Origin of the sequence: Tsukamurella spumae (assembly GCF_012396015.1) — a bacterium.
GTDB lineage: Bacteria > Actinomycetota > Actinomycetes > Mycobacteriales > Mycobacteriaceae > Tsukamurella > Tsukamurella spumae.
Genome location: NZ_JAAXOQ010000009.1, coordinates 23,102 through 46,817 on the forward strand (window position 1 = coordinate 23,102; position 23,716 = coordinate 46,817).

19 protein-coding genes are annotated in these 23,716 nt (G+C 71.4%); 8 read left to right on the forward strand and 11 right to left on the reverse strand.

Features of this window, described 5'->3' with window-relative positions; translation table 11 throughout:
* Positions 1-52: 52 nt before the first annotated feature.
* Entirely contained in the window at positions 53-3,961 is a 3,909-nt protein-coding gene (locus HF999_RS08475) for a Pls/PosA family non-ribosomal peptide synthetase (RefSeq protein ID WP_168545461.1), read from the reverse strand.
* Between the two features lie 151 nt (positions 3,962-4,112).
* On the opposite strand from HF999_RS08475, the gene HF999_RS08480 reads away from it, so the two are divergent.
* Positions 4,113-5,081 carry an alpha/beta hydrolase gene (locus HF999_RS08480; protein WP_168545462.1) on the forward strand — a complete coding sequence of 323 codons (969 nt, stop codon included), beginning with the start codon at positions 4,113-4,115 and terminating at the stop codon, positions 5,079-5,081.
* Here the strand turns inward: HF999_RS08480 and HF999_RS08485 are convergent.
* The 6 genes from HF999_RS08485 to HF999_RS08510 form a co-directional block, all read right to left on the reverse strand.
* Positions 5,038-5,832, reverse strand: a complete 795-nt coding sequence (locus tag HF999_RS08485; RefSeq protein ID WP_168545463.1) for an ABC transporter permease — start codon at positions 5,830-5,832, stop codon at positions 5,038-5,040. The two genes, HF999_RS08480 and HF999_RS08485, sit on opposite strands and share 44 nt — an antisense overlap.
* On the reverse strand, positions 5,829-6,494 hold the full coding sequence (locus tag HF999_RS08490; protein ID WP_168545464.1) for an ABC transporter ATP-binding protein: 666 nt from the start codon (positions 6,492-6,494) through the stop codon (positions 5,829-5,831). The genes HF999_RS08485 and HF999_RS08490 overlap by 4 nt, the downstream gene beginning before the upstream one ends.
* Positions 6,494-6,958, reverse strand: coding sequence for an MTB12 C-terminal domain-containing protein (locus HF999_RS08495; RefSeq protein WP_168545465.1), 465 nt, complete (start codon positions 6,956-6,958; stop codon positions 6,494-6,496). The genes HF999_RS08490 and HF999_RS08495 overlap by 1 nt, the downstream gene beginning before the upstream one ends.
* Positions 6,959-7,053: 95 nt before the next feature.
* A complete protein-coding gene (locus tag HF999_RS08500) occupies positions 7,054-7,737 on the reverse strand; it encodes a helix-turn-helix transcriptional regulator (RefSeq protein ID WP_312854066.1) in 684 nt (227 codons plus the stop codon).
* The gene (locus tag HF999_RS08505; protein ID WP_168545466.1) at positions 7,734-8,051 is read right to left on the reverse strand and encodes a cupin domain-containing protein; all 318 of its coding nucleotides are present in this window, start codon (positions 8,049-8,051) and stop codon (positions 7,734-7,736) included. Before HF999_RS08505 ends, HF999_RS08500 begins: the two co-directional genes overlap by 4 nt.
* Positions 8,048-8,854 carry a class I SAM-dependent methyltransferase gene (locus tag HF999_RS08510; RefSeq protein ID WP_168545467.1) on the reverse strand — a complete coding sequence of 269 codons (807 nt, stop codon included), beginning with the start codon at positions 8,852-8,854 and terminating at the stop codon, positions 8,048-8,050. The genes HF999_RS08505 and HF999_RS08510 overlap by 4 nt, the downstream gene beginning before the upstream one ends.
* A 134-nt stretch (positions 8,855-8,988) precedes the next feature.
* Between HF999_RS08510 and HF999_RS08515 the strand changes: the two genes are divergently transcribed.
* The gene (locus tag HF999_RS08515) at positions 8,989-9,342 is read left to right on the forward strand and encodes a VOC family protein (protein WP_168545468.1); all 354 of its coding nucleotides are present in this window, start codon (positions 8,989-8,991) and stop codon (positions 9,340-9,342) included.
* Between the two features lies 1 nt (position 9,343).
* Here the strand turns inward: HF999_RS08515 and HF999_RS08520 are convergent, their stop codons facing one another.
* The 3 genes from HF999_RS08520 to HF999_RS08530 form a co-directional block, all read right to left on the reverse strand.
* Positions 9,344-11,083, reverse strand: a complete 1,740-nt coding sequence (locus HF999_RS08520; RefSeq protein ID WP_168545469.1) for an ABC transporter ATP-binding protein — start codon at positions 11,081-11,083, stop codon at positions 9,344-9,346.
* Positions 11,080-13,722 carry an ABC transporter ATP-binding protein/permease gene (locus tag HF999_RS08525; protein ID WP_168545470.1) on the reverse strand — a complete coding sequence of 881 codons (2,643 nt, stop codon included), beginning with the start codon at positions 13,720-13,722 and terminating at the stop codon, positions 11,080-11,082. The genes HF999_RS08520 and HF999_RS08525 overlap by 4 nt, the downstream gene beginning before the upstream one ends.
* A gap of 97 nt (positions 13,723-13,819) precedes the next feature.
* Entirely contained in the window at positions 13,820-15,688 is a 1,869-nt protein-coding gene (locus HF999_RS08530) for an ABC transporter ATP-binding protein (protein WP_168545471.1), read from the reverse strand.
* Positions 15,689-15,879: 191 nt separating this feature from the next.
* Here HF999_RS08530 and HF999_RS08535 point away from each other — a divergent pair, with 191 nt between their 5' ends.
* The 6 genes from HF999_RS08535 (at position 15,880) to HF999_RS08560 (ending at position 22,768) form a co-directional block, all read left to right on the forward strand.
* Positions 15,880-16,797 carry a SpoIID/LytB domain-containing protein gene (locus tag HF999_RS08535; RefSeq protein ID WP_168545472.1) on the forward strand — a complete coding sequence of 306 codons (918 nt, stop codon included), beginning with the start codon at positions 15,880-15,882 and terminating at the stop codon, positions 16,795-16,797.
* Between the two features lie 111 nt (positions 16,798-16,908).
* On the forward strand, positions 16,909-17,919 hold the full coding sequence (gene fgd / locus HF999_RS08540; protein WP_168545473.1) for a glucose-6-phosphate dehydrogenase (coenzyme-F420): 1,011 nt from the start codon (positions 16,909-16,911) through the stop codon (positions 17,917-17,919).
* An 18-nt stretch (positions 17,920-17,937) separates the two neighbouring features.
* Entirely contained in the window at positions 17,938-20,055 is a 2,118-nt protein-coding gene (gene pta, locus HF999_RS08545) for a phosphate acetyltransferase (protein ID WP_376766481.1), read from the forward strand.
* Entirely contained in the window at positions 20,052-21,209 is a 1,158-nt protein-coding gene (locus tag HF999_RS08550; RefSeq protein ID WP_168545475.1) for an acetate kinase, read from the forward strand. The genes pta and HF999_RS08550 overlap by 4 nt, the downstream gene beginning before the upstream one ends.
* On the forward strand, positions 21,209-21,895 hold the full coding sequence (locus tag HF999_RS08555) for a hypothetical protein (protein WP_168545476.1): 687 nt from the start codon (positions 21,209-21,211) through the stop codon (positions 21,893-21,895). The genes HF999_RS08550 and HF999_RS08555 overlap by 1 nt, the downstream gene beginning before the upstream one ends.
* Before the next feature lie 33 nt (positions 21,896-21,928).
* A complete protein-coding gene (locus HF999_RS08560; protein WP_246207509.1) occupies positions 21,929-22,768 on the forward strand; it encodes an adenylate/guanylate cyclase domain-containing protein in 840 nt (279 codons plus the stop codon).
* Positions 22,769-22,786: 18 nt separating this feature from the next.
* Here the strand turns inward: HF999_RS08560 and HF999_RS08565 are convergent, their stop codons facing one another.
* Positions 22,787-23,713: an ABC transporter substrate-binding protein gene (locus HF999_RS08565; protein WP_168545478.1), complete on the reverse strand. Its 927-nt coding sequence runs from the start codon at positions 23,711-23,713 to the stop codon at positions 22,787-22,789.
* Positions 23,714-23,716: the final 3 nt, after the last annotated feature.

Genomic DNA, 23,716 nt, shown 5'->3' on the forward strand with positions numbered 1-23,716 from the left:
GAGCCCTTTCGTCGGGGGTGTCGGGGCCGGCCTCAGTGGCCGGATCGCCGGATCAGTCGCGCTTGCGCTTGCCCTCGTTGAAGATCCACGGCGAGATGGGGTTGCCCTGCCATTTGGTGTTGGCGGGCACGGAGTCGCCGCGCATGACCAGCGAGGCGGGGCCGACGGTGGCACCGTCGCCCACGGACGACGCGGGAAGCGCGACGCAGTGCGGGCCGAGGGTGGCGCCCTTGCCGAGCACGACGGTGTCCATCGCCATGATGCGGTCGTGGAACAGGTGCGTCTGGACCACGCAGCCGCGGGAGACGGTGGCGGCGTCGCCGAGGGTCACCAGGTCGGCCTCGGGGAGCCAATAGGTCTCGCACCACACGCCGCGGCCGATCTTGGCACCCAGCATCCGCAGCCACAGGTTGAGGATCGGCGTGCCGGTCGCGGCGTGCGCGAACCACGGGGCGGCGACGCACTCGACGAACGCGTCGGAGAGCTCGTTGCGCCAGACGAAGGACGACCACAGCGGGTGCTCTTCGCGGCCGATCCGCCCGACCACCAGCCACTTCGCCGCCGCGGCGACGCAGCACGCGATGGCGCCGGCCACCAGCAGCGTCACACCCGAGAGCAGTGCCGCGAGCCACCAGCCGACGTTGATCGCGAAGTAGTTCAACGCGACCAGCGTCGCGAGGCCGAGGCCGAAGCTGACGAACACCGCGAGCAGGCGCGCCGTCTCGACGGATCCACGGGCCAACCGCAGGCCGAGCGACGGGTTGTACGTGAAGGTGGAGTCGGTGTTACCGGCGGTGCGGCGCAGGCGGACCGGGGGAGAGCCGAGCCAGGAGCTGCCGCTCTTCGCCTTCGACGGGGTGGCGCTCAGGACGGCCACCAGGCCATCCTTCGGGACGCGACGGCCCGGCCCCGTCATCCCCGAGTTACCGAGGAAGGCGCGCTTGCCGATCTTGGCCTCGTCGATGCGCATCCAGCCGCCGCCGAGCTCGTAGCTGCCGACCATCGTGTCGTCGGCGAGGAAGGACCCGTCACCGATCGTGGTGAACTTGGGAATGACCATGGCCGTGGAGATCTCGGCGTCCTTGCCCACCTTGGTGCCCAGCATCCGGAACCAGATCGGCGTCAGGAGCGAGGCGTAGAGCGGGAACAGGAAGGTGCGCGCGGCGTCCATGAGCCGCTCGGTGGCCCAGACCTGCCAGCCGACGCGGCTGCGGACGGCGTGGTACCCGGGCCGCAGGCCGATCGCGAGCAGCCGGACCGCGATCAGGGTGAGCAGGGCGTAGACCGTGAGCGAGACGAGGACCGCGATCGGAAGGATCGCCAGCCCGTGCAGTGCGGCCTCCCTGAGGTAGGCGTCGTCCCGGACGAACCAGCCGATGAGTGCGAGGCCCGAGGCGATCGCGACCATCGGCAGTCCGGCGAGCAGCACGGAGCTGACGCCGTAGACCCACACCCAGAAGGGCTTGCGGGGCGGGTGCTCCGCGGGCCACGGGTGCTCGGCCTTGCCGATCTTCTCCGCGGGCGAGCCCGCCCAGTGCTGCTTCGCCTTGACCTTGCCGAACACCGCGGAGCCGGGCCCCACCTCGGCGCGCTTACCGACCTTCGCGCCCGGCAACAGCGTGGACCGCGCTCCGATGGACGCCTCCTCGCCGATGCTGATCTCGCCGATGTGCAGCTCGTCGCCGTCGAGGTAGTGCCCGGCGAGGTCGACCTCGGGCTCGACGGACGCGTAGTCGCCAAGCTCGAGCATGCCGGTCACGGGCGGCAGGGCGTGCAGGTCGACGCCGCGGCCGATCTTCGCGCCCAGCGCGCGGGCGTAGTAGATCATCCACGGTGCGCCGGAGAGGTTCTCGGCGCCGGACGCGGCGGTGAATCGCTCCGCGATCCACAGCCGCAGGTGCTCCGGGCCGCCGCGGCGGTAGACGCCGGGCTTGAGCCCGCTGAGCAGCAGGCGGCACGCGATCACCGACAGTGCCATGCGCCCGATCGGCGTGATGAACACCAGGAACAGGACGAGGACCACCCACCAGTTCATGGTGGGGAGCAGGGTCGAGCCGGTGGCCCGGGCGAAGACGTTGTTGGCGATCGCCATCCACGTCAGCCACTGCAGGCCCGTCAGCGTGGTCAGCGGCACCGACAGCAGGATCTGCGCGAGCCCCGTCGACCTCGGCGTCGGCCGCACATCGCGCGGTTCGGCGACCTCCGCGGGCCGCAGCGACTCCAGGTACGCGGCCAGGGATCCGAGCCGGGGGTGGTCGTAGAGATCGGCGACCGTGATCGACGGGTACTGCTCGCGCAACGAGGTGACCAGCTGCGCCGCGCTCAGTGACCCGCCGCCCTCGGCGAAGAAGTCGGCGTCCTCGCTCGTGATCGATGCGCCGAGGATGCCGGCCCAGCGCTCCGCGACCCACGCCGCGGTGCCGGCCAGGTCGCCGGTATCGGTGTCGTCCGAGCCGGGAAGCGGCCAGGGGAGCGCGTTGCGATCGACCTTGCCCGAGGTGCGGGTGGGCAGCTCGTCCATCAGTGCGAGCCGCGGCACCAGCGCCGCGGGGAGCTCCTTCGACAGCAGCTCGCGGGCCGCCTTGAGGTCGAAATCGGGGTCGGTCGACGCGAGGTAGCCGACGAGCATCGACGTACCGGCCGAGTTCTTCCGCACCGCGGCGGCAGCGCCGGACACGCCCGGCAGATTCTGCAGCGCCGTGTCGACCTCGCCGAGCTCGATCCGGCGACCACCGACTTTCACCTGGTCGTCGGCGCGGCCTTCGAAGAGCAGGCCCTCGAGCTCGAGCCGCACGAGGTCGCCCGAGCGGTACGCGCGATCCCACCCGAGGCTCTCCATCGGCGCGTACTTCTCGGCGTCCTTGGCCGGATCGAGGTAGCGGGCGAGGCCCACACCGCCGATCACGAGCTCGCCGGACTCGCCGACCGCGACGGGCAGCCCCGTCGTCGGGTCCACGACGGCCAGGTCCCAGCCCTGCAGGGGCAGGCCGATCCGGACGGGGCCCTGCCCGTCGAGCGGTGCGGCGCACGCGACGACGGTGGCCTCGGTCGGGCCGTAGGTGTTCCACACCTCGCGTCCGTCGACGGCGAGCCGCTGCGCCAGCTCGGGCGGGCAGGCCTCGCCGCCGAAGATCAGCAGGCGGACGGCCTCGAGCGCCTCGGCGGGCCACATCGCGGCCAGGGTCGGCACCGTCGAGACCACGGAGATGTCGCGGGAGACGAGCCAGGGCCCGAGGTCCATGCCCGAGCGCACCAGCGAGCGGGGTGCGGGGACCAGGCAGGCGCCGTGGCGCCAGGCGAGCCACATCTCCTCGCAGGAGGCGTCGAAGGCGACGGACAGTCCGGCGAGCACCCGGTCGCCGGGCTTGAGGGGCTCGGCCTGCAGGAAGAGCCGGGCCTCGGCGTCGACGAAGGCCGCCGAGTTGCGGTTCGTGACGGCCACGCCCTTCGGGGTGCCCGTCGAACCGGAGGTGAAGATGATCCAGGAGTCGTCCTCGGGCGTCGGCAGGCGGTTGCCCGGCTGGGCGGTCCCGGCCTCGATCGCGGCCGCCCGTTCCTTGGTCGACGGTGCCCGCCAGAGGCCCTCGCCGGTGAAGATCGCGGCGGCGACTGCTTCGCCGAAGACGAGGTCGGCGCGCTCCTGCGGGTCGTCGGCGTCGACGGGGACGTAGGCGCAGCCGGCCGCGATCGTCGAGAGGATCGCGACATAGAGCGAGCGGTGCCCGGAGGGCATGCGGACGCCGACGCGATCGCCCGCCACGACACCGCTCCGTCCGAGGAAGTCGGCGCCCTCGAGCACCTCCTCCCACAGTTCGGAGTACGTGAGGACGACGTCTCCGTCGTCGATCGCCGGCGCCTCGGGATGCTCGTCGACCGACGCCCTGAGGATGTCGATCAGCGTGCGGGGCTCGGGTGCGAGCGGGGAGAGCAGGTACTGCGGGGGGATCTCGTGCGGGACCACGGTGGTCGACTTCCTCCGGTTAAGAGAACGGGGACGACAGAGAGCACAGAACTTCGGGTTGATTGTGTCAGGTCACAGGAATCCTGCAGCAGGGGCTTCCGGCGTTACTATGGCCGTATTGATTACCGGCCAGTAACAAGGAGTGATCGCGATGGCCGTCGTCGCCCATCGAGGCCGCAGTCTGCGTGCGTTGATCGTGCTGTGGTTCGTCCGGATCGTGATGAAGACCGTTTTCCGCGTCTTCCCGATGAGTGACCGGACCCTGCCGCTGCTGCGCGCCGCGGAGCCCTACCTGAGCCGGGTGCCGCAGTCGGTGCGCGGTGTCCGGATCGAGAAGATCGTCCTCGGTGGCGTGCCCACGGAGCGGATCGTCCCCGACGGTGACGCCGATCCGCACCCGCGCGCGGCCCTCGTCTACTACCACGGCGGTGCCTTCATCGGGTGCAACCTGGACACCCATCGCCGCATCGCGGTCCTGCTGGCCCGCGGCCTGCGCGTGCCCGTCTACAACGTCGAGTACCGGCAGTACCCCGACGGTGGCGTCGGAACGTCCGTCGCCGACGGTTTCGCTGCGTACCGCGAACTGCTCGACTCGGGCGACTTCGATCGGATCCTCGTGGCGGGCGACTCGGCCGGCGGCTTCGTGTGCGCGAAGGTCATCGAGTACGCCGGCGAGGCGGGTATCCAGGCGCCGACCGCGTTCGCGGGCTTCTCCCCCTTCCTCGACATCAGTGCCGAGTTGCCGCGCTCCTCGCGTCACGACGCGATGCTGCCGCTCGGCAAGATCCGCAAGCTGCGCACGGTGCTCGGCCGCGGCCCGGAGGAGCTCCGCGGCCCGGAGAACATGACCACCGACGCGACGGCGCGGTACTTCCCGCCCACCATCCTGTTCGCGGCGAGCCGCGAGGCGCTCGAGCTGGACTCGCTGGAGTTGCACGCGTCGCTGGACCGCGCGGGCGTGGAGAACGAGGTGCACCTCTACGACGCTCAGGTGCACGCCTTCGTCGTGGGCGCCGGGCTCACCCCCGAGTCGTGGGCCGCGTACCAGACGGCGGTCGCCTTCCTCTCCGAGCAGCTCACCGAGGCGGAGACGGACGCCACGCGCAGCGACGCGGCCTGAGCCGGCTGAGCAGTCCCGCTGCGAATACGCCGAGGCAGAGCGCGGCGAGGTAGGCGACGGCGCCGTCGGGCGACCAGGGCGGGGCGAAGATCAGCTCCTGCCCGCTCGCGTAGACGGCGTTGAGGAAGGGCATGTACCGCTGGGCGTTCGCCGCACCGGGGACGAGCGCGATGCCGGGCTCGACGATCTCCGCCCACCCGACGCCGGCGATCAGTGCCGCGATCGGGTGCCGGAGCAGGAGCCCGATGCCGATCGCGCCGCCGACCAGCAGGAACGCCGTGATGCCGCCCACCAGGACCATCCGCACGCCCGCGGCGCTCGCCAGCCGTACGTCGCCGTAGACGCGGGGGAAGACGTGGGGCAGCGCGGCGAGGGCGAGCGCGGTGAGGCCCGAGGTCGCGGCCGCGGCGAAGCCGCCGAAGACCAGCCAGCGGGCCGTGGCACTCACCGCGGGGCTCGGGGCCAGGAAGCGGTCCCACTCCCGGCGGGCCGATCCCGCCGCCGTGTACGCCGCGACCGCGCAGCACGCCACCGGGGTCAGCGACAGCAGCCAATAGGCGGAGTTGGTGGTCGAGACCGCGGTGACCTGGACGGACGACGCCAGTCGCGCGACCCGTTCCGCGAGGGCGGCGACCGCGAGGGTCACCGCGGCCGGGGCCGCGATCGCGAGCGCCAGGAGCACCGCACCCGCTCCGCGGGGCCCGCCGACCCGAATCGCCTCCGCGCGGGCGGCCCGGGCGAGGGCCGTCATGCCGCGGTGCCGATCGCGCGGAGGTAGGCGGTCTCGAATGCGGCACCGTCGGCGAAGTCGCCCGGGAGGTGCTCCGCGACGATCCGCCCGCCCTCGAGCACGGCCAGCCGGTCGCCGGTGCGGAGCGCCTCGTCGAGGTGATGCGATGCGACGAGCACGCTCGCGCCGCGTGCGGCGAGGCGCGTGAGCACACCCCGGAACCACAGGGCCGCATCGATATCGAGGCCGTTGAGCGGTTCGTCGAAGACGACGGCGCCCGCGTCGGGGAGCAGTGCCGCCGCGACCGCGACGCGTTGCCGCCAGCCCAGGGACAGGGCCCCGATCCGGGCCCCGGCCACCTCGCCGAGGCCGGCGTCGCGGATCACGACGTCCACGCGCGCGGGCGGGCACCCCGAACCCGCAGCGACCCAGCGCAGGTGGCGGTGGACGGTGTGCGCGGGGGCGGCGGCGTCCGGGCCCAGGTGCAGACCGATGCTCCCGCCGGGATCGACGGTGCCCGCGCTGGGCCGGAGCAATCCGGCGACGGCGCGGAGCAGCGTCGACTTGCCGGCGCCGTTGCGTCCCAGTAGGTAGGTCACGGCACCGTCGGGGACGGTGAGGGTGACGTCCTGCAGGACTGGGCGCCGAGCGCGGTGCACCCGCAGCTCCTGGACGGAGATCATCAGGCGTTGCAGAAGATGGGCAGGCCGACGGCCTTGACGCCCTCGCACATCGAGCTCGAGGCGAGCTTCCAGTTGCCGCCCTCGCGGACGAAATCGACCTTCATCCGGACGGTGGGGATGCCGACCGAGCTCGCGGTCAGGTTGCCGGTGACCCGGTTGCCGTTTCGCGCCAGCGGGCCCGTCACCTCGCTGGAGCCGCGCGGCGCGCGGAACAGCCCCAGGGTGTACACGGTGCGGGGCACGACGACCGAGGACATCCCGCCCTCGACGTTGGCCGCCTTGTCCGCGTCACTGGCGGGCGTGGTGACGATGAACTGCACCAGGTCGTTCAGCTCGGCCGCGGTGGGGTTCTCCGAGGTGACGCGGAACCCGGCGCCGGGGGCGGCGAGGGCGGGAGCGGCGGGCGCGAGTGCGGCGAGGGCCACGAGGGTGGCGGCGACAGTGCGTGGGCGGATGGTCGGCATCGGGTTCCTCTCTTGCCGGACGGTGGTCGCCCGGATAAAAAGGAGTCTTACTCATTTAAATAAATAAGGCAAGGCTGGCCTTGTCGAGACTGTCGTCACACCGAGCGTGTCGCCATCGGAGCCAAGCGGACGCTGATCGCGCAGTCGCCGTGGGGATCCGGGTGCACGCGCACCGCGTACTGCGAGCCGAGCGAAGGCGAGGAGATCGCCAGGGCCTGCTCGATGGCGCCGCGGACCACGCCGCGCGCGATCTCGGGGGAGTCGCTCGCCAGGCTCTGCAGCGGGCATGCGCAGATCTGCAGAGTGTGGGTGCCGAACGCGCTGGTCGTGGACTCGATCTCGAAGCCGAGCCCGCGCAGGATCGTGCTCGCGACGGCCGCGGGGTCCGGCAGGCCGTCGGACGGCGCGGCGACGGCGCGCGACGCGGCCCACAGCCGGCCGGCATCCGCCGCCGCCCGTTCACGCAGCTCGGGCGTGGGGCCGAGCTGCGCGAGCAACAGTCCGAGGAGCTCGGCCGTCGGCGCCTGCGGGCGGGCGGCATAGGTCACGCGCGGTCGGCCGACGGTCCGCCGCTTGTCCGGTGCGGTCTCGGCCAGCCCGGACTCCACCAGGTTGGTCAGGTGGAATCGGGCGGTACTCACGTGGACGTCGAGCGCCGCTGCGACCTCCGTGGCTGTCAGTGGGCCCTGCGTGCGGATGAGGGTCAACACCCCGTCGCGTCCCGCCGACTCCATGTTCATGACCTCCCGGACCTGCTCGCCCGGGGCCCGGGCGTTCACCCCACCAGTATGAGGGTGACGTCGGCGTCGGTGACCGCGGTGAGTGAGTGCGGTACCCGCGCGTCGATCTGCGCCGCGCGCCCGGGCTCGAGGAGGGTCTCGTCGCCGCCGACCTCGAGGGTGACGGTGCCGCGTTGCCCGAGGAGCACGATCGGGCGCGGTGCACTGTGACCGGGCATGCTCTGACCGGCGGCGAAGGTGAGTTGGATGATGCGCGCGGCGTCGGTGCGCTGCCGCAGGCTCACGTCGGGTGTGTCGCCGTCCTTCGCGGTCCCCGTGGCGAGTCCGTCGACCGCTGCCCAGCCCGCGCTCACGCTTCCGCTCGCTTCACTGCGACGATCTCGATCGCGGCCAGGTTGGCCTTGTGCCGGGTGAACACCGAGCGCATCGCGAGAATGCGTTTGCGAGCCGCACCGTCGCGCAGGACATTGCCCACGAACCGCAGGGTCCGCACCAGGCCCTCGTCGGCGATCACCCGCCGCGGCTCGAGCAGCGCCATCGGCGCGAATCGCACCACCTCGACATCGAAGCCCGAGCGGTCGAGCGTCGCACGCCATTCGTCCTCGGTGAGCGGCCGCGCATTCACCTTGATCGACCGGGCGAGCGCCTTGCGGATCTCGGTCTTGGTCTCGTCCGGCAGCGTGTCCGGATGCAGGGCGAGTTCGTGGATCGCGTACCGGCCTCCGGGACGCAACACGCGATGCGCCTCGTCGGCGATCTCCTTCTTTCCGCGCTCGGTCTGCATCGTCAGCATCGCCTCGCCGATCACGACGTCGGCGCTGGCCGCGTCCAGGCCGGTGTGCTGAGCTTCCGCGACGACGACGCGACCGTTGGCGCCCACCGTCGCGCCGGTCCACCCCGCCGCCGCGGGGTCGGACTCGACACCGACGTACGACGCCGGCGAGCGGCTGACGATCTCGGCGGCCGTCTTCCCGAGGCCCGGGGCGAGCTCGACCACGTCGGCATCGCGCAGACCCGCGTCGGTGAGCAGGTCCTCGGTCATCTTCCGGCCGCCGGGCCGGAGCACCCGCTTGCCCAGGCGGGCGAGCAGCCAGTGCCCGGGCAGGTCCTCGGTCCTGCGAGCGTGCAGCGGAAGTTCGTTGGTGGGTTCGGGCATCGCGCCGCCTCTCTCGGTATTTAACGGAGAGTATTGCACTAAATAGGTGAGCCTTGCCAATGCCTATCGCGACGGGTCGCCCACAGTACCGCGGACGCGGGTAGGTTCGATCACCTCGACGAAGGAGACCTGACATGGCCCTCACACTGCAGATGATCAACCTGGACTGCGCCGACGTCGCCGGACAGGCGGCGTTCTGGTCGCAGGCGCTCGGCGTGCCCGTCGACGAGAACGACGGCAACGCCTTCATGCGCACCGTCGGATATCAGAGCCCCGCGCTCCCGCGCATGATGTTCCTCAAGGTGCCCGAGGGCAAGACCGTGAAGAACCGGATGCATCTCGATCTGCACGCGGACGACCGCGCCGCCGAGGTCGCGCGGCTCGTGGCCCTGGGCGCCACGCACCTGCGCGACCACGACGAGTGGGGTGTGCAGTGGGCCGTGCTGACGGATCCGGAGGGCAACGAGTTCTGCATCGCCCAGGGGTGATTCAGCGAGCGTCGGTGAGCCGCCACGCCGCCGCGGAGTCCTGAGCGCGCCAGAACCGCGCGAACGGTCCGCCGGCGGCGAGCAGCTCGTCCGGTGTTCCGGATTCGACGATCCGCCCGTCGTCGAGCACGATCACGCGGTCGGCCCGCCGGATCCCCGCCCGACGGTGCGCCACGATCACCCGGGTCCGCGCGGTCGCGTCGGCGGACAGGGCATCGACGACCGCCCGCTCATTGACGTTGTCGAGCGCGCTCGTCGCCTCGTCGATGAGCAGGATCGGGGCGGGCTTGAGCAGGGCCCGGGCGATGCTCACCCGCTGGCGCTCGCCGCCCGACAGCGCGGTCCCGGCCTCGCCGACCCGCGCGTCGAGGCCGCCCGGGATCCGGTCGACCAGCTCGTCCACGCGGGCCAGTGCCGTGGCCGCCGCGATGCGCTCGGGCGATGCCGCGAGGTCACCGGCGCGGACGTTCTCGGCGACGGTGCCCGCCACCAGATGGGGCTGTTGGAAGACCACGCTGGTCAGCGCCCTACGCGAGGCGAGGTCGAGGTCGGCGACATCGGCGCCGTCGACCAGGATGCGGCCGGACACCGGTTGGTACAGGCCGGCGAGCAGGCCGAGGATCGTGCTCTTGCCCGATCCCGACGCTCCGATGATCGCGGTGGTGGAGCCGGCCTCGAGGACGAGATCCAGGTCGCGGAGCACCGGGTGGTCGGGGTCGTCGTAGTGGAAGGTGACGCCCTGGAACTCGATGCGGGGCGCGCCGTCGATCGCGCGGGCCGCGCTGCCGGTCGGCGCGATGGGACCGTCGAGCACCGCCTTGATCCGCCGCATGGTCAGCCGCGTGGACTCCAGACCGCCGGAGAGGAGGCCCAGCGTGGTGAAGGGCTCGAGGTAACGCACCGCGACCACGATGAGGGCGACCGCGGCGGGCGCGGTGAGATCGCCGCGCAGGGTGAGCCAGGCGGTGGTGCCGGCGAGCGCGAAGAGCGCGATCTGCCCGGCGACGCCGAAGACGATCTGCCCGGGGACCTGGAGGAGCAGCAGACGCATGGTCGCGCCGTGCTGGCGGCGCAGCGCCTCGCCCGCGAGGCTGCGCTCCGGCTCGACCCGACGGGAGACGCGCAGCGCCTGCTGGGTCCGCGCGAACTCGATGACCCGCTCGCCGAGCAGCGCGTTCGCCTCGTCGGCGAGGTGGTCGGCCCGCCGGCTGATCGCTCCGCCGGCCCACAGCGCCCCGAGCAGCAGCGGCACCCCGGCCAGGGCGACCAGGCCGAGCTGCCATGCGATCGGCACCAGTGCCAGGCCGAGCGCGACGGGAAGGAGCAGCGCCGTGAACAGCGGTAGCACCAGGTAGACGACGAGACCGACCAGATCGGGTCCGGCCGCGGCGATCGCCTGCCGGGCGGTCGAGACATTGTCCGCGCCGAACCAGGTGAGTTCGATCCGCGAGAGTCGTTCGGCGACCGCGTGCTGGGCGCTGCTCAAGGTGTGGAAGCCCAGCTCGTAGGCGGCGCGCGAGGTCGCGGCATCGATGATCCAGCCGAGGACGGCTGCCGCGGTGAGTGCGCCGAGCCACCCGAGCGCATCGGAGTTCCGGCCCTCGAACAGGGCTGTGAGCAGGGGGATCAGCAACACCACCCCCGCGGCGCGAGCCGCGACCGAGACGAACGCGAGCACCAGGAAGCGCACCACGAGCGGGCGTCGGTCGTGGGGGAGCAGGGCGAACAAGGTGCGGATCATCGGGTCTGTCCCATCGACGGGGCCGCGGGGCGCGCCGCGTCCCAGAGCGAGCGGTAGGCGCCGCCCGCGGCGAGCAGGTCGTCGTGTGTGCCGTGCTCGACGATCCGGCCCCCGTCGAGCACGACGATCGCGTCGGCGTCGGCGACGGTGTGCAGGCGGTGCGCGATGACGAGCACCGTGCGGCCCGCGGCGAGCCGGCTCAGGGACTCCTGCACGAGGTACTCGGATTCGGGGTCGGCGAACGCCGTCGCCTCGTCGAGCACGAGGACCGGCGCGTCGGCGAGGATCGCCCGGGCGATCGTGAGGCGTTGGCGCTCACCGCCGGACAACGCGGGATCCCGTCCGAGCGGCGTGTCGTAGCCCTGGGGCATGCGCAGGATCCGCTCGTGGATGTTCGCCGCCCGGGCCGCATCCTCGATCCGCTGCGGGGTGGCGTCGGGGTCGGCCAGCGCGATGTTCTCGGCGACCGTGCCCACCACCAACTGTGTCTGCTGCAGCACGAATCCGAGACGGGCGTACAGCTCGTCGGCCGTCAGCGTCGAGATGTCGCGGCCGCCGACGGAGATCGTGCCGGCGTCGACGTCGTGGAACCTGGCGAGCAGAGCGGCGAGCGTCGACTTGCCCGAGCCCGACGGCCCGACCAGTGCGGTCACCGTGCCCGGCGCCAGGCTCATCGAGATGTCGTGCAGCACGGGAACGTCCGGTCGGTAGCCGAAGGTCACGCCGCGGACCTCCACGGCGCCGGGCGCGACCGCCGCGGCATCGTCGCCCGACGGTGCGCGCGTCGCCAGCTCGGGCTCGTCCAGGACGGTCTGCAGGTCGCGGGCGGCGATCATGCCGGAGCGCAGCCCGCTCAGGCCGTAGCCGATCCCGAGCAGTCGGACGCCGAAGGTCGCACCGAGCAGGAGGAAGGGCACCAGATCGACCGGCCGGGTCCAGCCCTGGATCACGAAGAGCGTTCCAGCGGAAGCGATCACCCACAGGAACGTGGTGGGACGGGTCACGATGTCCATCACGGTCTTGGTGCGCACGAACGGGCGCTGCCAACCGGCGAGGAAATCGATGTAGCCGTCCAGGCTCCGCTGGAAGCCGGACGCGAGCACGCCGCCGAACACCCGGATCACGGGCTGCGCGTCGAGGTAGGCGCCCGCCTCGCCGCCCATCCTGTCGACCCACGCCTGATGCTGCGGAATCTGTGCCGACGATCCGATCACCATGCGGTACATGGCGATCACGTACCCGAGCACCGGCAGGAGGAGGAACAGGGCGATGCCCCAGTCCACCGTGAACAGGTAGACCAGTACGGCGATGGGCGCCACCACCGCGGAGACGGCGTCGAGCGTCGCATGCGTGACGAGATAGTGCAGGGCGAGCGTGTTGTCCTGGATCAGAGTCTTGACCCCGCCGGAGCTCCGCGCGGAGAACCAGCCGAGGGGCAGCCGGGCCAACTTGCCGAGCAGGCGGCCGCGCAGGTCGCGCGAGAAGCGCGCATCGACGGCGTGCAGCCATAGCATGAGCGCCGACTCGAGGAGCGTGCCCACGCCCAACAGCACGATCGCCAGCACGCCGATCGACCACAGGTCCGCCGCGGGTGCGCCGTCCAGCAGCCGCCGGCTCAGCTCGATGAGCAGCAGGTAGGGGGCGAACTGCAGCAGGGTCACGACGGCCTGCGCCACCCCGGCGAGGATCAGCGTGCGCTTGAGCGGTGCGAGCAGTCGTCCTGCGCCGGCCGCGCGCCAGTGGCCCTGTGGAGCAGGGGTTTTCGACGGTGCATCGGGTCTCGGGTCAGGACGGATGACGGCCCCGTCGGACCCGGTCTCCGGCGCCTGCACCCCGGACGCGGGGGCGGCCCCATCGGGCTCGGAGGGCGATGCGGCACCGTCGGACTCGGGACTGACGGGGGCGCGCTCCTTGCCCATGGCCTTGCCCTGCGACCAGTAGGCGAGGGCGTGCGTCTCGGATCGCGGGAAGCCGAACTCCTTGAGCCGCGCACGAATGAGCTTGAGCGATCCCTGTTCCGGCCCCGCCCATGCGTACCAGTTCGACCAGTCGCGCGGCTCGAGGGCGTCCGCGAGCGAGTGCGCGCCCGCGCGATGCACCCAGTGCACCCGGAGCCGGGGGTGCGGGTTGATCGGCAGCTCGCGGTCGGCGGGCTCGTGCTCCTCGAGGTAGGCCTCGACGGGGATCTCGGGCGGCATCGCGGCGATGATGGTGTTGATGGCGGGGATCGACGCGGAGTCGCCGATCAGCAGGTAGCCGGCGGGCGGAGCATCCTGCGGGATCTCGAGCGGGACCGAGCTCATGTAGTTCACGGCCAACTCGTCGCCCGGTTCCGCGGAGCGCGCCCAGTTCGACGCGGGACCCGCGGGCTCGTGCAGCACGAAGTCGAGGGCGAACCGACCGGACGGGGCGTCCACCTCGGAGAAGGTGTACGCGCGCTGGAACTCCTTGCCCGAGTCGTCGGGGAACCAGCAGCGGATCCAGGAGGTGGGACCGTCCGAGACGACGTCGAAGAGCGTGTCGGAGTGGAACCGGATCCGGATGCAGTGCGCGGCGCGCTGCTCCTTGTCCACCACCGTGATCGCGTAGTCCTGCGCGCCGAACGCCCGCATGACCGCCCCGCTGAACCCGCGTGCCATATCGCCGCCCTCCCGCCGCGCGCCCGGGCGCGGGTGCGTCGGGGCGTCGAGGCCATCGGTATGGAGGTTAGCCTAAGCTCGGTCTTTCGTCGACGGGTCAGGCCGCCTGATCGGCGAACTGGGTGCGGTAGAGCTCCGCGTACCGCCCGCCCTGCGCGAGCAGGGTCTCGTGCGCTCCCCGCTCGACGATGCGCCCGGCCTCCAACACCAGGATCTCGTCGGCGGCGCGAATCGTGGACAACCGGTGCGCGATCACCAGGGACGTCCGGTCCGCCAGCGCCTCGCCGAGCGCCGCCTGCACCGCCGCCTCCGAGGTCGAATCGAGGTGTGCGGTGGCCTCGTCGAGGATCACGACCGAGGGCTGGGCGAGGAGCAGTCGTGCGATGGTCAGCCGCTGTCGCTCGCCCCCGGAGAGACGGTAACCCCGCTCGCCGACGACGGTGTCGAGCCCGTCGGGCAGGTGCTCGACGAGGTCGTCCAGTCGCGCGCGGCGGAGAGCGTCGTGGACCTCGGCGTCGGACGCGTCGGGATTCGCGAGCAGCAGGTTCGCCCGGATGCTGTCGTGGAACAGGTGCCCGTCCTGTGTCACCAGGCCGACGGTGCCGTGCAGGCTCCGGGCGGTGATGTCGCGCAGGTCGGTGCCGTTCAGGGTGATCGCCCCGCGATCCGGGTCGTACAGCCGGGTCGCGAGCTGCGCGATCGTCGACTTGCCCGCGCCCGAGCTGCCCACGAGCGCGACCATCGAACCCGGTGCCGCGGTGAAGGACACGTCGTGCAGCACCGTCTCGCCGCCGCGGGTGTCCAGCTGCGCGACCTCCTCCAGGGAGGCGAGCGAGACCTTGTCGGCCGAGGGATACGCGAAATCGACGCTCTCGAACCGCAGCTCGGTGGGGCCCTTGCCGATGGTGCGCGCATCCGGGGCGTCGCGGACCATCGGTTCGAGGTCGAGGACCTCGAAGACGCGCTCGAACGAGACCAGGGCGGTCATCACCTCGACCCGGGCGTTGGCGAGCGCGGTGAGCGGGACGTACAGCCGGGTGAGGAGCAGCGCGAGCGCGACCACGGCGCCGGCCTGCAGCTCGCCGCGGAGGGCGTAGAAGCCGCCGAGGCCGTAGACCAGAGCCAGGGCCAGGGAGCTGACCAGCGTCAGCATGGTCACGAAGGTCATTCGCGCCATCGCGGTGCGGACGCCGATGTCGCGGACGGCCGCGGCGCGCCAGGCGAATTCGTGCGATTCGATCTCGGGCCGCCCGTACAGCTTGACGAGGGTGGCGCCGGGCGCCGAGAAGCGTTCGGTCATCTGGTCGCTCATCGACGCGTTGTGCCGCGCCGCTCGCCGCGACATCGCCGCGATCCGCACGCCCATGCTGCGCGACGGGACGATGAACACGGGGAGGAGCACGAGCGCGAGGAGCGTGATCTGCCACGAGATGCTGAGCATGACGCCGAGCGTGAGCGCGAGCGTGACGACATTGGTGACGACGCCGGCGAGGGTGTCCGAGAACGCACGCTGCGCGCCGAGGACGTCGTTGTTGAGCCGGCTCACCAGAGCGCCGGTGCGGGTGCGGGTGAAGAAGGCCACGGGCATCGTCTGCACATGGTCGAAGACGGCGGTCCGCAGCTGGTAGATCAAGCCCTCGCCGATGCGGCTGGAGAACCAGCGGGAGAGCAGGTCCACTCCGGCGCCCGCGAGGGCGATCACCGCGATGAGGATCGCGAGCTCGACGACGGTGCCGGTGGGCCCGCCGCCCACGATCCGGTCGACGACCCTGCCCGCGAGCAGCGGCGTCGCCACGGCCAGCAGGGCCGAGACGACCGAGAGCAGGAGGAACCAGGTCAGGCGCCAGCGGTGCGGCCGGGCGAACGGGCCCATCCGCCGCAATGTCTCGCTCGGGCGCCGCGAGGGTGCATCGAGCGACCGGTTCCCCTGATACAGCGTGCTCCACGCGACCGATTCCATGCTCATGCATATAAGGCTAGGACCTCAAGTGACCTTCATGTCCACCCGTTTTCGCTCCACGCGAAACGGAGGGGCGCGCGTCACACCGATCGCGCGGAGTCGCGGGCCTTGACATCTCCTGGGATTTACATGAGTCTCAATAATCACAGCTGCAACATTCGTCACAGGATGTCGTGCGTGACCGAAGGAGACATCGGATGCCCGTGTGGATCGACGGAGGCCCCCGTCGCTCTCCGCGTGCCCTGGCGACCCGCGCGGCGCTGGTCGCGGTGGTGCCCGCGCTGCTGATCGGCGGCGCGCTCGCCGGATCGGGCGCACTGCCGGCGACCACGCTGGTCGACGGGCCCAACGACACCGCCCCCGGCGGTGCCGGCGGGCACGGTCGGGGCATGAGCCAATTGGGCGCACTCACCTACGCCAAGCAGGGGTGGAACGCCGAGCAGATCCTGGCCAAGTACTACCCCGGCACCACGCTGGGCCGGGTGAACACCGGCCTGCCGGTCACTGTCCGGCTGACCGAGCAGAGCAGGCTGGATGTCCTCGCCCCCGCGGGCGGCATGATCGCGGGGAAGTCCCTGGCGCCCGGTCAGGCGGTCAGCATCAGCGGGACCACGGCGACGGTGCGCTCGGGCTGCGGCGGGCCGGTGCTCGGGACGCTCGACGTGCCGGACGGCACCGTCAGCCCCATGACGAACGACCAGTCCCTCGCGCCGAACCAGGTGCTGCGGTTCTGCGGCAGCAACATCGGCTACCGGGGCCGCCTCGCGGCCCGACCCGACGGCGTCATCAACATCGTCGGCGTCGAGGACTACGTGCGCAGCGTGGTGCCGGTCGAGAACTCGCCCGGCTGGGCCGACGAGGGCGGAACCGCCGCGCTGCAGGCGCAGGCCATCGCCGCCCGTTCCTACGCCCTCGTCCGCGGAGCCGCGCGCGGCGAGCAGTTCGACGACACGCAGGGCTCGCAGGTGTACGGCGGGATCGACAAGGAGGACCCGCGCACCGACGCGGCCGTGTCCAGCACGAGCGGTCTGGTCATGGCCCAGAACGGCCGCGTCTACGAGACCGAGTACGGCGCCTCCCGCGCCGACGATCCGGCGGTCGACCCGGTCCGGTGACTCGGGCCGCAAGCTCCGCCGGCCGCACCGTCGGGCGCGCGTACCGGGCGACGTCGGGCATGTGCGCCGAGCGCCGTCGACGCGCGGACCGTTCCCAGTAGGCTGGACCGCATGGCGAAGTTGCAGCTCGGGTACAAGGCATCGGCGGAGCAGTTCGGGCCCCGTGAGTTGGTGGAGATCGCGGTCGCGGCGGAAGCCGCGGGAATGGACTCGGTCGCGGTGAGTGACCACTTCCAGCCGTGGCGCGTGAACGGCGGCCACGCCCCGTTCTCCCTGGCCTGGATGGCCGCGGTGGGCGAGCGCACCGAGCGCGTGAAGATCGGCACCTCGGTCATGACCCCGACCTTCCGCTACAACCCCGCGGTCATCGCCCAGGCCTTCGCGAGCATGGCGTGCATGTACCCGGACCGCATCTTCCTCGGCGCGGGCACCGGCGAGGCGCTCAACGAGTACGCGACCGGCTTCCAGGGCGAATGGCCCGAGTTCAAGGAGCGGTTCGCCCGGCTGCGCGAGGCCGTCCGGCTCATGCGTGAGCTGTGGAGCGGCGAGGTCGTGAACTTCGAGGGCGAGTACTACCACACCAAGGACGCCGTCCTGTTCGACATCCCGGAGCGCCCCGTGCCGGTCTACATCGCCGCGGGCGGCCCCGTCGTCGCCAAGTACGCGGGCCGGATGGGCGACGGCATGATCTGCACCTCCGGCAAGGGCATGGAGCTCTACACCGACAAGCTGATCCCCGCCGCGGCGGAGGGCGCCGAGCTCGGCGGACGTGACTTCGACGCGCTCGACAAGATGATCGAGATCAAGATCAGCTACGACCCGGATCCCGCTCTGGCGCTGGAGAACACGCGCTTCTGGGCGCCGCTCTCACTCACCGCGGAGCAGAAGCACTCGGTGAACTCGAGCGCCGAGATGGAGCGCCTCGCCGACGAACTGCCGATCGAGCAGGTCGCCAAGCGCTGGATCGTCTCGTCGGATCCCGACGAGGCCGTGGCCGCCGTCAAGCAGTACGTCGATGCCGGCCTGAACCACCTCGTGTTCCACGCCCCCGGCCACGACCAGCGCCGGTTCCTGACCAACTTCCAGCGCGATCTCGAGCCCCGCCTGCGTGCGCTCGGCTGACCCGCGGCTGGAAGAGTGATGCTCATGGCCGCGGATCGAGCACCGAAGACGACCAGCATCTACATCGCGTCCCCGGAGGGCGACACGGGCAAGTCCACCATCGCGCTGGGCGCGATGAACCTGCTCACATCGACCGGCTGGACGATCGGGGTGTTCCGGCCGATCCCGCGGTCCACCGGGGAGCAGCGCGACTACATCCTGGAACTGCTCATCGAGCAGGCGACCGCCGACCTCGACTACGACGAGTGCGTGGGCGTCAGCTACGAGCAGGTGCACGAGGACCCGGACGCCGCCATCGCCGAGATCGTGAGCCGCTTCCACGCCGTCACCGACAAGTGCGACTTCGTGCTGGTCCTGGGGTCCGACTACACCGATGTCACCACCCCCACCGAGCTGTCCTTCAACGCGCGGATCGCCGCGAACCTCGGGTCGTCGATCCTGCTGGCGGTCAAGGCTCTGGATCGCACGCCCGAGCAGGTCGTCCTGGTGGCCGAGCAGTCGATGGCCGAGATCCGGGCCAACCACGCCCACACCGCGTCGATCATCGCGAACCGCTGCGCACCGAACCAGCTCGAGGCGGTGTGCGAGGCGCTCAAGGCCGACACCGGGCTGCCGGTCTGGGTACTGCCGGAGGAGCCCGTGCTCACCGCACCCACCATCGGCGAGCTCATGGACGCGATGGACGGCAAGCTGCTGTGGGGCGATCCGGAACTGCTCTCGCGCGAGGCGATGTCGGTGCTGGTCGCCGGCATGACGGCCGAGCACAGCCTGGAGCGGGTCACCGAGGGCGTCGCCGTCATCGCCGCGGGCGACCGCTCCGAGGTGCTGCTCGCCATGGTCACCGCGCACCGGGCCGCCGGGTTCCCGTCGCTGGCGGGGATCATCCTCAACGGCGGATACATGCCGCACCCGGTGACCGCGGCGCTGGTCGATGGTCTCGCGCCCAACGTGCCGATCATCTCCGTCGAGCACGGTACCTACGAGACGGCCCGGCTGGCCGCGAAGACCCGCGGCCGCGTCGGTCCCGGCTCGGAGCGCAAGGTGGACCTCGCGATCGCGCTCACCGAGAAGTACGTCGTCTCGGACGCCCTGCTCGAGGCGCTGCAGGTGTCCAACCCGGGCGTCGTGACGCCGCAGATGTTCGAGTACAACCTCATCGCCCGCGCGCGGGCCGACCGCAAGCGCATCGTGCTGCCCGAGGGCGGCGACGATCGCATTCTGCGTGCGGCCGGCAGGCTGCTGCAACGCGAGGTGGCCGACCTGACCATCCTCGGCCAGGAGTCCCGCGTGCGGGCCCGCGCCGCGGAGCTCGGCGTCGATCTGGGCGACACCGAGGTGATCGACCCGAAGCGCGCCGGCGACCTCGTCGACAAGTTCGCGCAGGCCTACTACGAGCTGCGCAAACACAAGGGCATGACACTGGAGCGCGCGGCCGAGGCCGTGGTGGACGTGAGCTACTTCGGCACGATGATGGTCCACCTCGGCATGGCCGACGGCATGGTCTCCGGCGCGGCGCACACCACGGCGCACACCATCCGGCCCTCCTTCGAGATCATCAAGACCAAGCCCGGCGTGTCGACGGTGTCGTCCATCTTCCTGATGTGCCTGGCCGACAAGGTGCTCGCCTACGGCGACTGCGCGGTGGTCCCGGACCCGACGGAGACGCAGCTGGCGGACATCGCCATCTCGTCGGCGCAGACCGCCGCCCAGTTCGGCATCGACCCGCGCATCGCGATGCTCTCCTATTCGACGGGCGAATCCGGTACGGGCGCCGATGTCGACAAGGTGCGCGCCGCCACCGCTCTGGTCCGCGAACGTGCGCCGGAACTGTTGGTGGAGGGCCCGATCCAGTACGACGCCGCTGTCGATCCCAGCGTGGCGGCGTCGAAGATGCCCGACTCCCCGGTGGCCGGGCAGGCCACGGTGCTCGTCTTCCCCGACCTCAACACCGGTAACAACACGTACAAGGCGGTGCAGCGCTCGGCGGGCGCCGTCGCGATCGGCCCGGTGCTGCAGGGTCTCAACGCGCCGATCAACGACCTCTCCCGCGGGGCGCTGGTCGAGGACATCGTGAACACGGTGGCGATCACCGCGATCCAGGCGCAGGCCTTCGCCGCGGAGAAGAGGCGGTCATGAACGCCGTCGCGGGAGCGGTGCTGGTCCTCAACTCGGGCTCGTCGTCGCTGAAGTACCAACTGCTGCACCCGGGTTCGGGCGAGGTGGTGCACGGCGGTCTCATCGAACGGATCGGCGAGACCGAGGTGCCCGATCACAAGACGGCGCTGCGCCGGGTGTTCGACGAGTTCACCGCGCGCGGCCTGGACCTGACCGACGGTGCCGGGACTCCGGAGGGGCTCGTCGCGGTGGGGCACCGGGTGGTGCACGGCGGCCGGAGCTTCCACTCGCCCACGGTGATCGACGATCACGTGCTGGCCGAGATCCGTCGGCTCAGTTCGCTGGCGCCACTGCACAATCCGGCGAACGCGCAGGGCATCGAGGTCGCGCGTGAACTGCTGCCACGAGTCAAGCAGGTGGCCGTGTTCGACACGGCCTTCTTCTTCCACCTACCCGCGGCGGCCGCCACCTACGCGATCGACCGTGAGCTCGCGGAGAAACACGCGTTGCGGCGCTACGGATTCCACGGGACATCGCACGAGTACGTCTCGCGGCGGGCCGCGGAGTTCCTGGGTCGGCCGACCTCCGAGGTGAACCAGATCGTGTTGCACCTGGGCAACGGTGCCTCGGCGTCCGCCGTCCGCGGGGGCCGCGCCGTCGACACCTCGATGGGGCTCACGCCGCTCGAGGGACTCGTCATGGGCACCCGGTCCGGGGACATCGACCCGGGTCTCGTGCTGCACCTGGGGCGATCGCTCGGCATGGGCATCGACGAGATCGACACCTTCCTCAACCGTCGGTCGGGGCTGAAGGGGATCGCAGGCGAGAACGACTTCCGCGCCCTGGGCGCCCTGATCGAGCAGGGCGACGAGCACGCGAAGCTGGCCTACGAGGTGTACATCCATCGGCTGCGGCGGTACATCGGCGCGTACCTCGTCGACCTCGGAGGAGCCGACGCGATCACCTTCACGGCCGGCGTCGGCGAGAACGCCGCGCACGTCCGGGAAGATGCCCTCGCCGGGCTGGAGGGCTTCGGCATCGTCGTCGACCCTGAGCGGAACGCCGGCCGGATCTCCGAACCCACCCGGATCTCGCCCGACGACGCCCCCGTCGCCGTGCTCGTGATCCCGACCAATGAGGAGCTCGCGATCGCGCGCGAGGCAGCGGCGCTCTGATGCCCCGCGGGCGCGCGGCGGGGGTCGAGGGCGAGGGGACCGACTACGGCTCCCCGCTGCTCGGTACCCGCACCGAGGGCGCCCGGAAACGCAGGACCCGCACCGTTGCGCTGATCGCGGCCAGCACCTCCGTCGCGACGCTCCTCGGCGGCGGCTTCGCGGCCATGCTCATCGTGGTCGGCATCCCCGAACCCTCCGTGCAGCGACCGGAACTGGAGACGGTCAACACGGTGGCCGTGCCCCTGTACATCGCGGCGGGGCTCGTGGTGGGGCACCTGTACACGTTCTGGCTGGTCTATTTCTCGCTGCGGTGGACGGGTGGCGGGGATCCGCCGACCCGGCAGGAGGCCTCCGATGCGCTGGCCCTGCCGCGCCGCCTCTACTGGTTCGAGGTGGTGGCCTGGCTGTGCGCCGCGATGTTGTTCGGCTGGCTGTACGGGAGGGTCGACGTCAACCTCGTGCCGAAGGTCTCGCTGGTCGTGCTCGGCGCCGGACTGATGACCTCCGGCGTCGTCCGGGTCTTGACGGAGTTCAGCATGCGGCCGGTCACCGCGATCGCGCTGCAGGTCGCGCGCCCGGAGCCGCGGCACCAGAGCCTGCAGGCCCGGTCGCTCCGCCTGTGGCTGCTCGGTTCGGGGCTGCCCTTCCTGGGCGTCGTCACCGTGGCGATGTTCGCGTTGTTCTAGCCCGCGGCCACCGTGCGCGGGATCGCCGTGAGCATGTCCGTGCTCGCCGCGGGCGGCTTCTTCTCCGGCATGACCTTCAACCTGCTCTCGTCCTCGCGCGTCTCCGCGCCGGTCAAGAGCGTGACCAATGGCATGCGTCGGGTGTCCGAGGGCCGGTACGACACCGAGGTCGTGGTCTACGACGGGACCTCGCTGGGCGATCTGCAGTCCGGCTTCAACGCCATGGCGGACGGGCTGCGGGAACGGGAGCGGGTGCGTGACCTCTACGCCCGACAGGTGGGCGAGCAGGTGGCCCACGCGAGCATCGAGCGCGACCCCGAGCTCGGCGGCGTGGAGCAGACCGTCGCGGTGATCTTCATCGACCTCGTGGGGTCGACCGCGCTCGCCGCACAGCGTCCCGCGGCCGAGGTGGTCGACATCCTCAACCGGTTCTGCAGCGTCGTCGTGGCCGAGGTCAACAGTCGCGGCGGGCTGGTGAACAAGTTCGAGGGCGACGCCGTGCTCGCGATCTTCGGCGCGCCCGCCGCGCTGTCGGACCCGGCCGGCGCCGCGCTGTCCGCGTCGCGCGCGATGATGCGGCGCCTGGCCCGGGAGGTGCCCGAGGTGCGGGCCGGCTGCGGCGTCACCTACGGCACCGTGGTCGCCGGGTACGTGGGCGCGGCGGACCGCTTCGAGTACACGGTGATCGGCGATCCGGTCAACGAGGCGGCGCGGCTGTCGACCTACGCCAAGGCGGACCCGACGGTGCCGTGGGCCTCGGCCCCGGCGGTCGAGACCGCCGACCCGGGGGAGTGCACGCGCTGGCGGCCCGGCCCCGTCGACGTGCTGCGGGGCCGCACCCTCGAGACCCGGATGTACGTCGCCAAGCGCTGACCGGCCAGACGGTGATGCTCAGGCGAACGCGGGCAGCTTCGGCGGAAGGGCCTTGAGGACCCATTCGATGGTGACCGGGTTGGGCATCGACATCGCGTTGCCGATGGTCCGGTCGATGGTGGTGACCCGGTTCTCGCGGCTGACGGCGAGCGCGCGGAAGGCCGTGTCCTCGCTGACCTTCGTGCCGTAGTCGAGGTAGACCAGCGCGTCGAGGTCGAGGACGGAGACCTTCTCCGCGGGGATCTCCGCGAAGAACTTCCCGGCGGGGATGAGCGAGGAGATCGTCTCCGGCAGGGTGAAGCCGAGCATCGTGAGCACCTGCCCGCGGCCGTCGGACGTAGCGTAGGCGTAGAAGCCGCCGTCGGACTTCGGCAGGACCGCGACGGCCGTCCTGCCGCGGTACTGCGGGTGCTGCTCCTGGGTGCGGCGGATGGTGGCCTCGGTCTTGCCGATCAGCGCGTCGCCCTGCGCGGCGCGGTGGACCCCGGTGGCGATGGCACGGACCTGGTCCTGCCAGGGCACGCCCCAGGCCTCGTACTGGGCCGGCCGGCGGACCACCGGGGCGATCGCCTCGAGCCGGGTGAAGGTCGCATCGTCGAAGCCCGAGTTGACCGCGACGATGACATCGGGCTTCGCGGCGGCGAGGGTCTCGAGGGCCTTGGTGTCCAGCTGGGTTCCGGTGCCCAGCAGCATCTGCGGGTTCTTGCCCTGCAGCAGCGGCTTCGCCCACTCACCGACCGGCTCCTTGGCGTCCTGCGCCCACGGAGTGACGACCACCGGGACCACGCCGAGCGCGAGCAGGGTGTCCACGTCACCCAGGCCCAGCGAGGCGACCCGCTGGGGCGCGGCCGGGGCCTCGCTCGTCGAGCTCGAATCGGACGCGGAGCCGCACGCGGTCACGGTGAGCGACACCAGCACGGCGAGGACGATCGAGATCAGACGCATACC

Bases quoted from the DNA above. Each gene is read 5' to 3' on its own strand.
- HF999_RS08495 (WP_168545465.1), bottom strand. From the start codon at position 6,958: ATGCCGACCATCCGCCCACGCACTGTCGCCGCCACCCTCGTGGCCCTC.
- HF999_RS08515 (WP_168545468.1), top strand. From the start codon at position 8,989: ATGGCCCTCACACTGCAGATGATCAACCTGGACTGCGCCGACGTCGCC.
- HF999_RS08490 (WP_168545464.1), bottom strand. From the start codon at position 6,494: ATGATCTCCGTCCAGGAGCTGCGGGTGCACCGCGCTCGGCGCCCAGTC.
- HF999_RS08550 (WP_168545475.1), top strand. From the start codon at position 20,052: ATGAACGCCGTCGCGGGAGCGGTGCTGGTCCTCAACTCGGGCTCGTCG.
- HF999_RS08480 (WP_168545462.1), top strand. From the start codon at position 4,113: ATGGCCGTCGTCGCCCATCGAGGCCGCAGTCTGCGTGCGTTGATCGTG.
- pta (WP_376766481.1), top strand. From the start codon at position 17,938: ATGCTCATGGCCGCGGATCGAGCACCGAAGACGACCAGCATCTACATC.
- HF999_RS08530 (WP_168545471.1), bottom strand. From the start codon at position 15,688: ATGAGCATGGAATCGGTCGCGTGGAGCACGCTGTATCAGGGGAACCGG.
- fgd (WP_168545473.1), top strand. From the start codon at position 16,909: ATGGCGAAGTTGCAGCTCGGGTACAAGGCATCGGCGGAGCAGTTCGGG.
- HF999_RS08520 (WP_168545469.1), bottom strand. From the start codon at position 11,083: ATGATCCGCACCTTGTTCGCCCTGCTCCCCCACGACCGACGCCCGCTC.
- HF999_RS08525 (WP_168545470.1), bottom strand. From the start codon at position 13,722: ATGGCACGCGGGTTCAGCGGGGCGGTCATGCGGGCGTTCGGCGCGCAG.
- HF999_RS08560 (WP_246207509.1), top strand. From the start codon at position 21,929: ATGTCCGTGCTCGCCGCGGGCGGCTTCTTCTCCGGCATGACCTTCAAC.
- HF999_RS08565 (WP_168545478.1), bottom strand. From the start codon at position 23,713: ATGCGTCTGATCTCGATCGTCCTCGCCGTGCTGGTGTCGCTCACCGTG.
- HF999_RS08555 (WP_168545476.1), top strand. From the start codon at position 21,209: ATGCCCCGCGGGCGCGCGGCGGGGGTCGAGGGCGAGGGGACCGACTAC.
- HF999_RS08535 (WP_168545472.1), top strand. From the start codon at position 15,880: ATGCCCGTGTGGATCGACGGAGGCCCCCGTCGCTCTCCGCGTGCCCTG.
- HF999_RS08485 (WP_168545463.1), bottom strand. From the start codon at position 5,832: ATGACGGCCCTCGCCCGGGCCGCCCGCGCGGAGGCGATTCGGGTCGGC.
- HF999_RS08510 (WP_168545467.1), bottom strand. From the start codon at position 8,854: ATGCCCGAACCCACCAACGAACTTCCGCTGCACGCTCGCAGGACCGAG.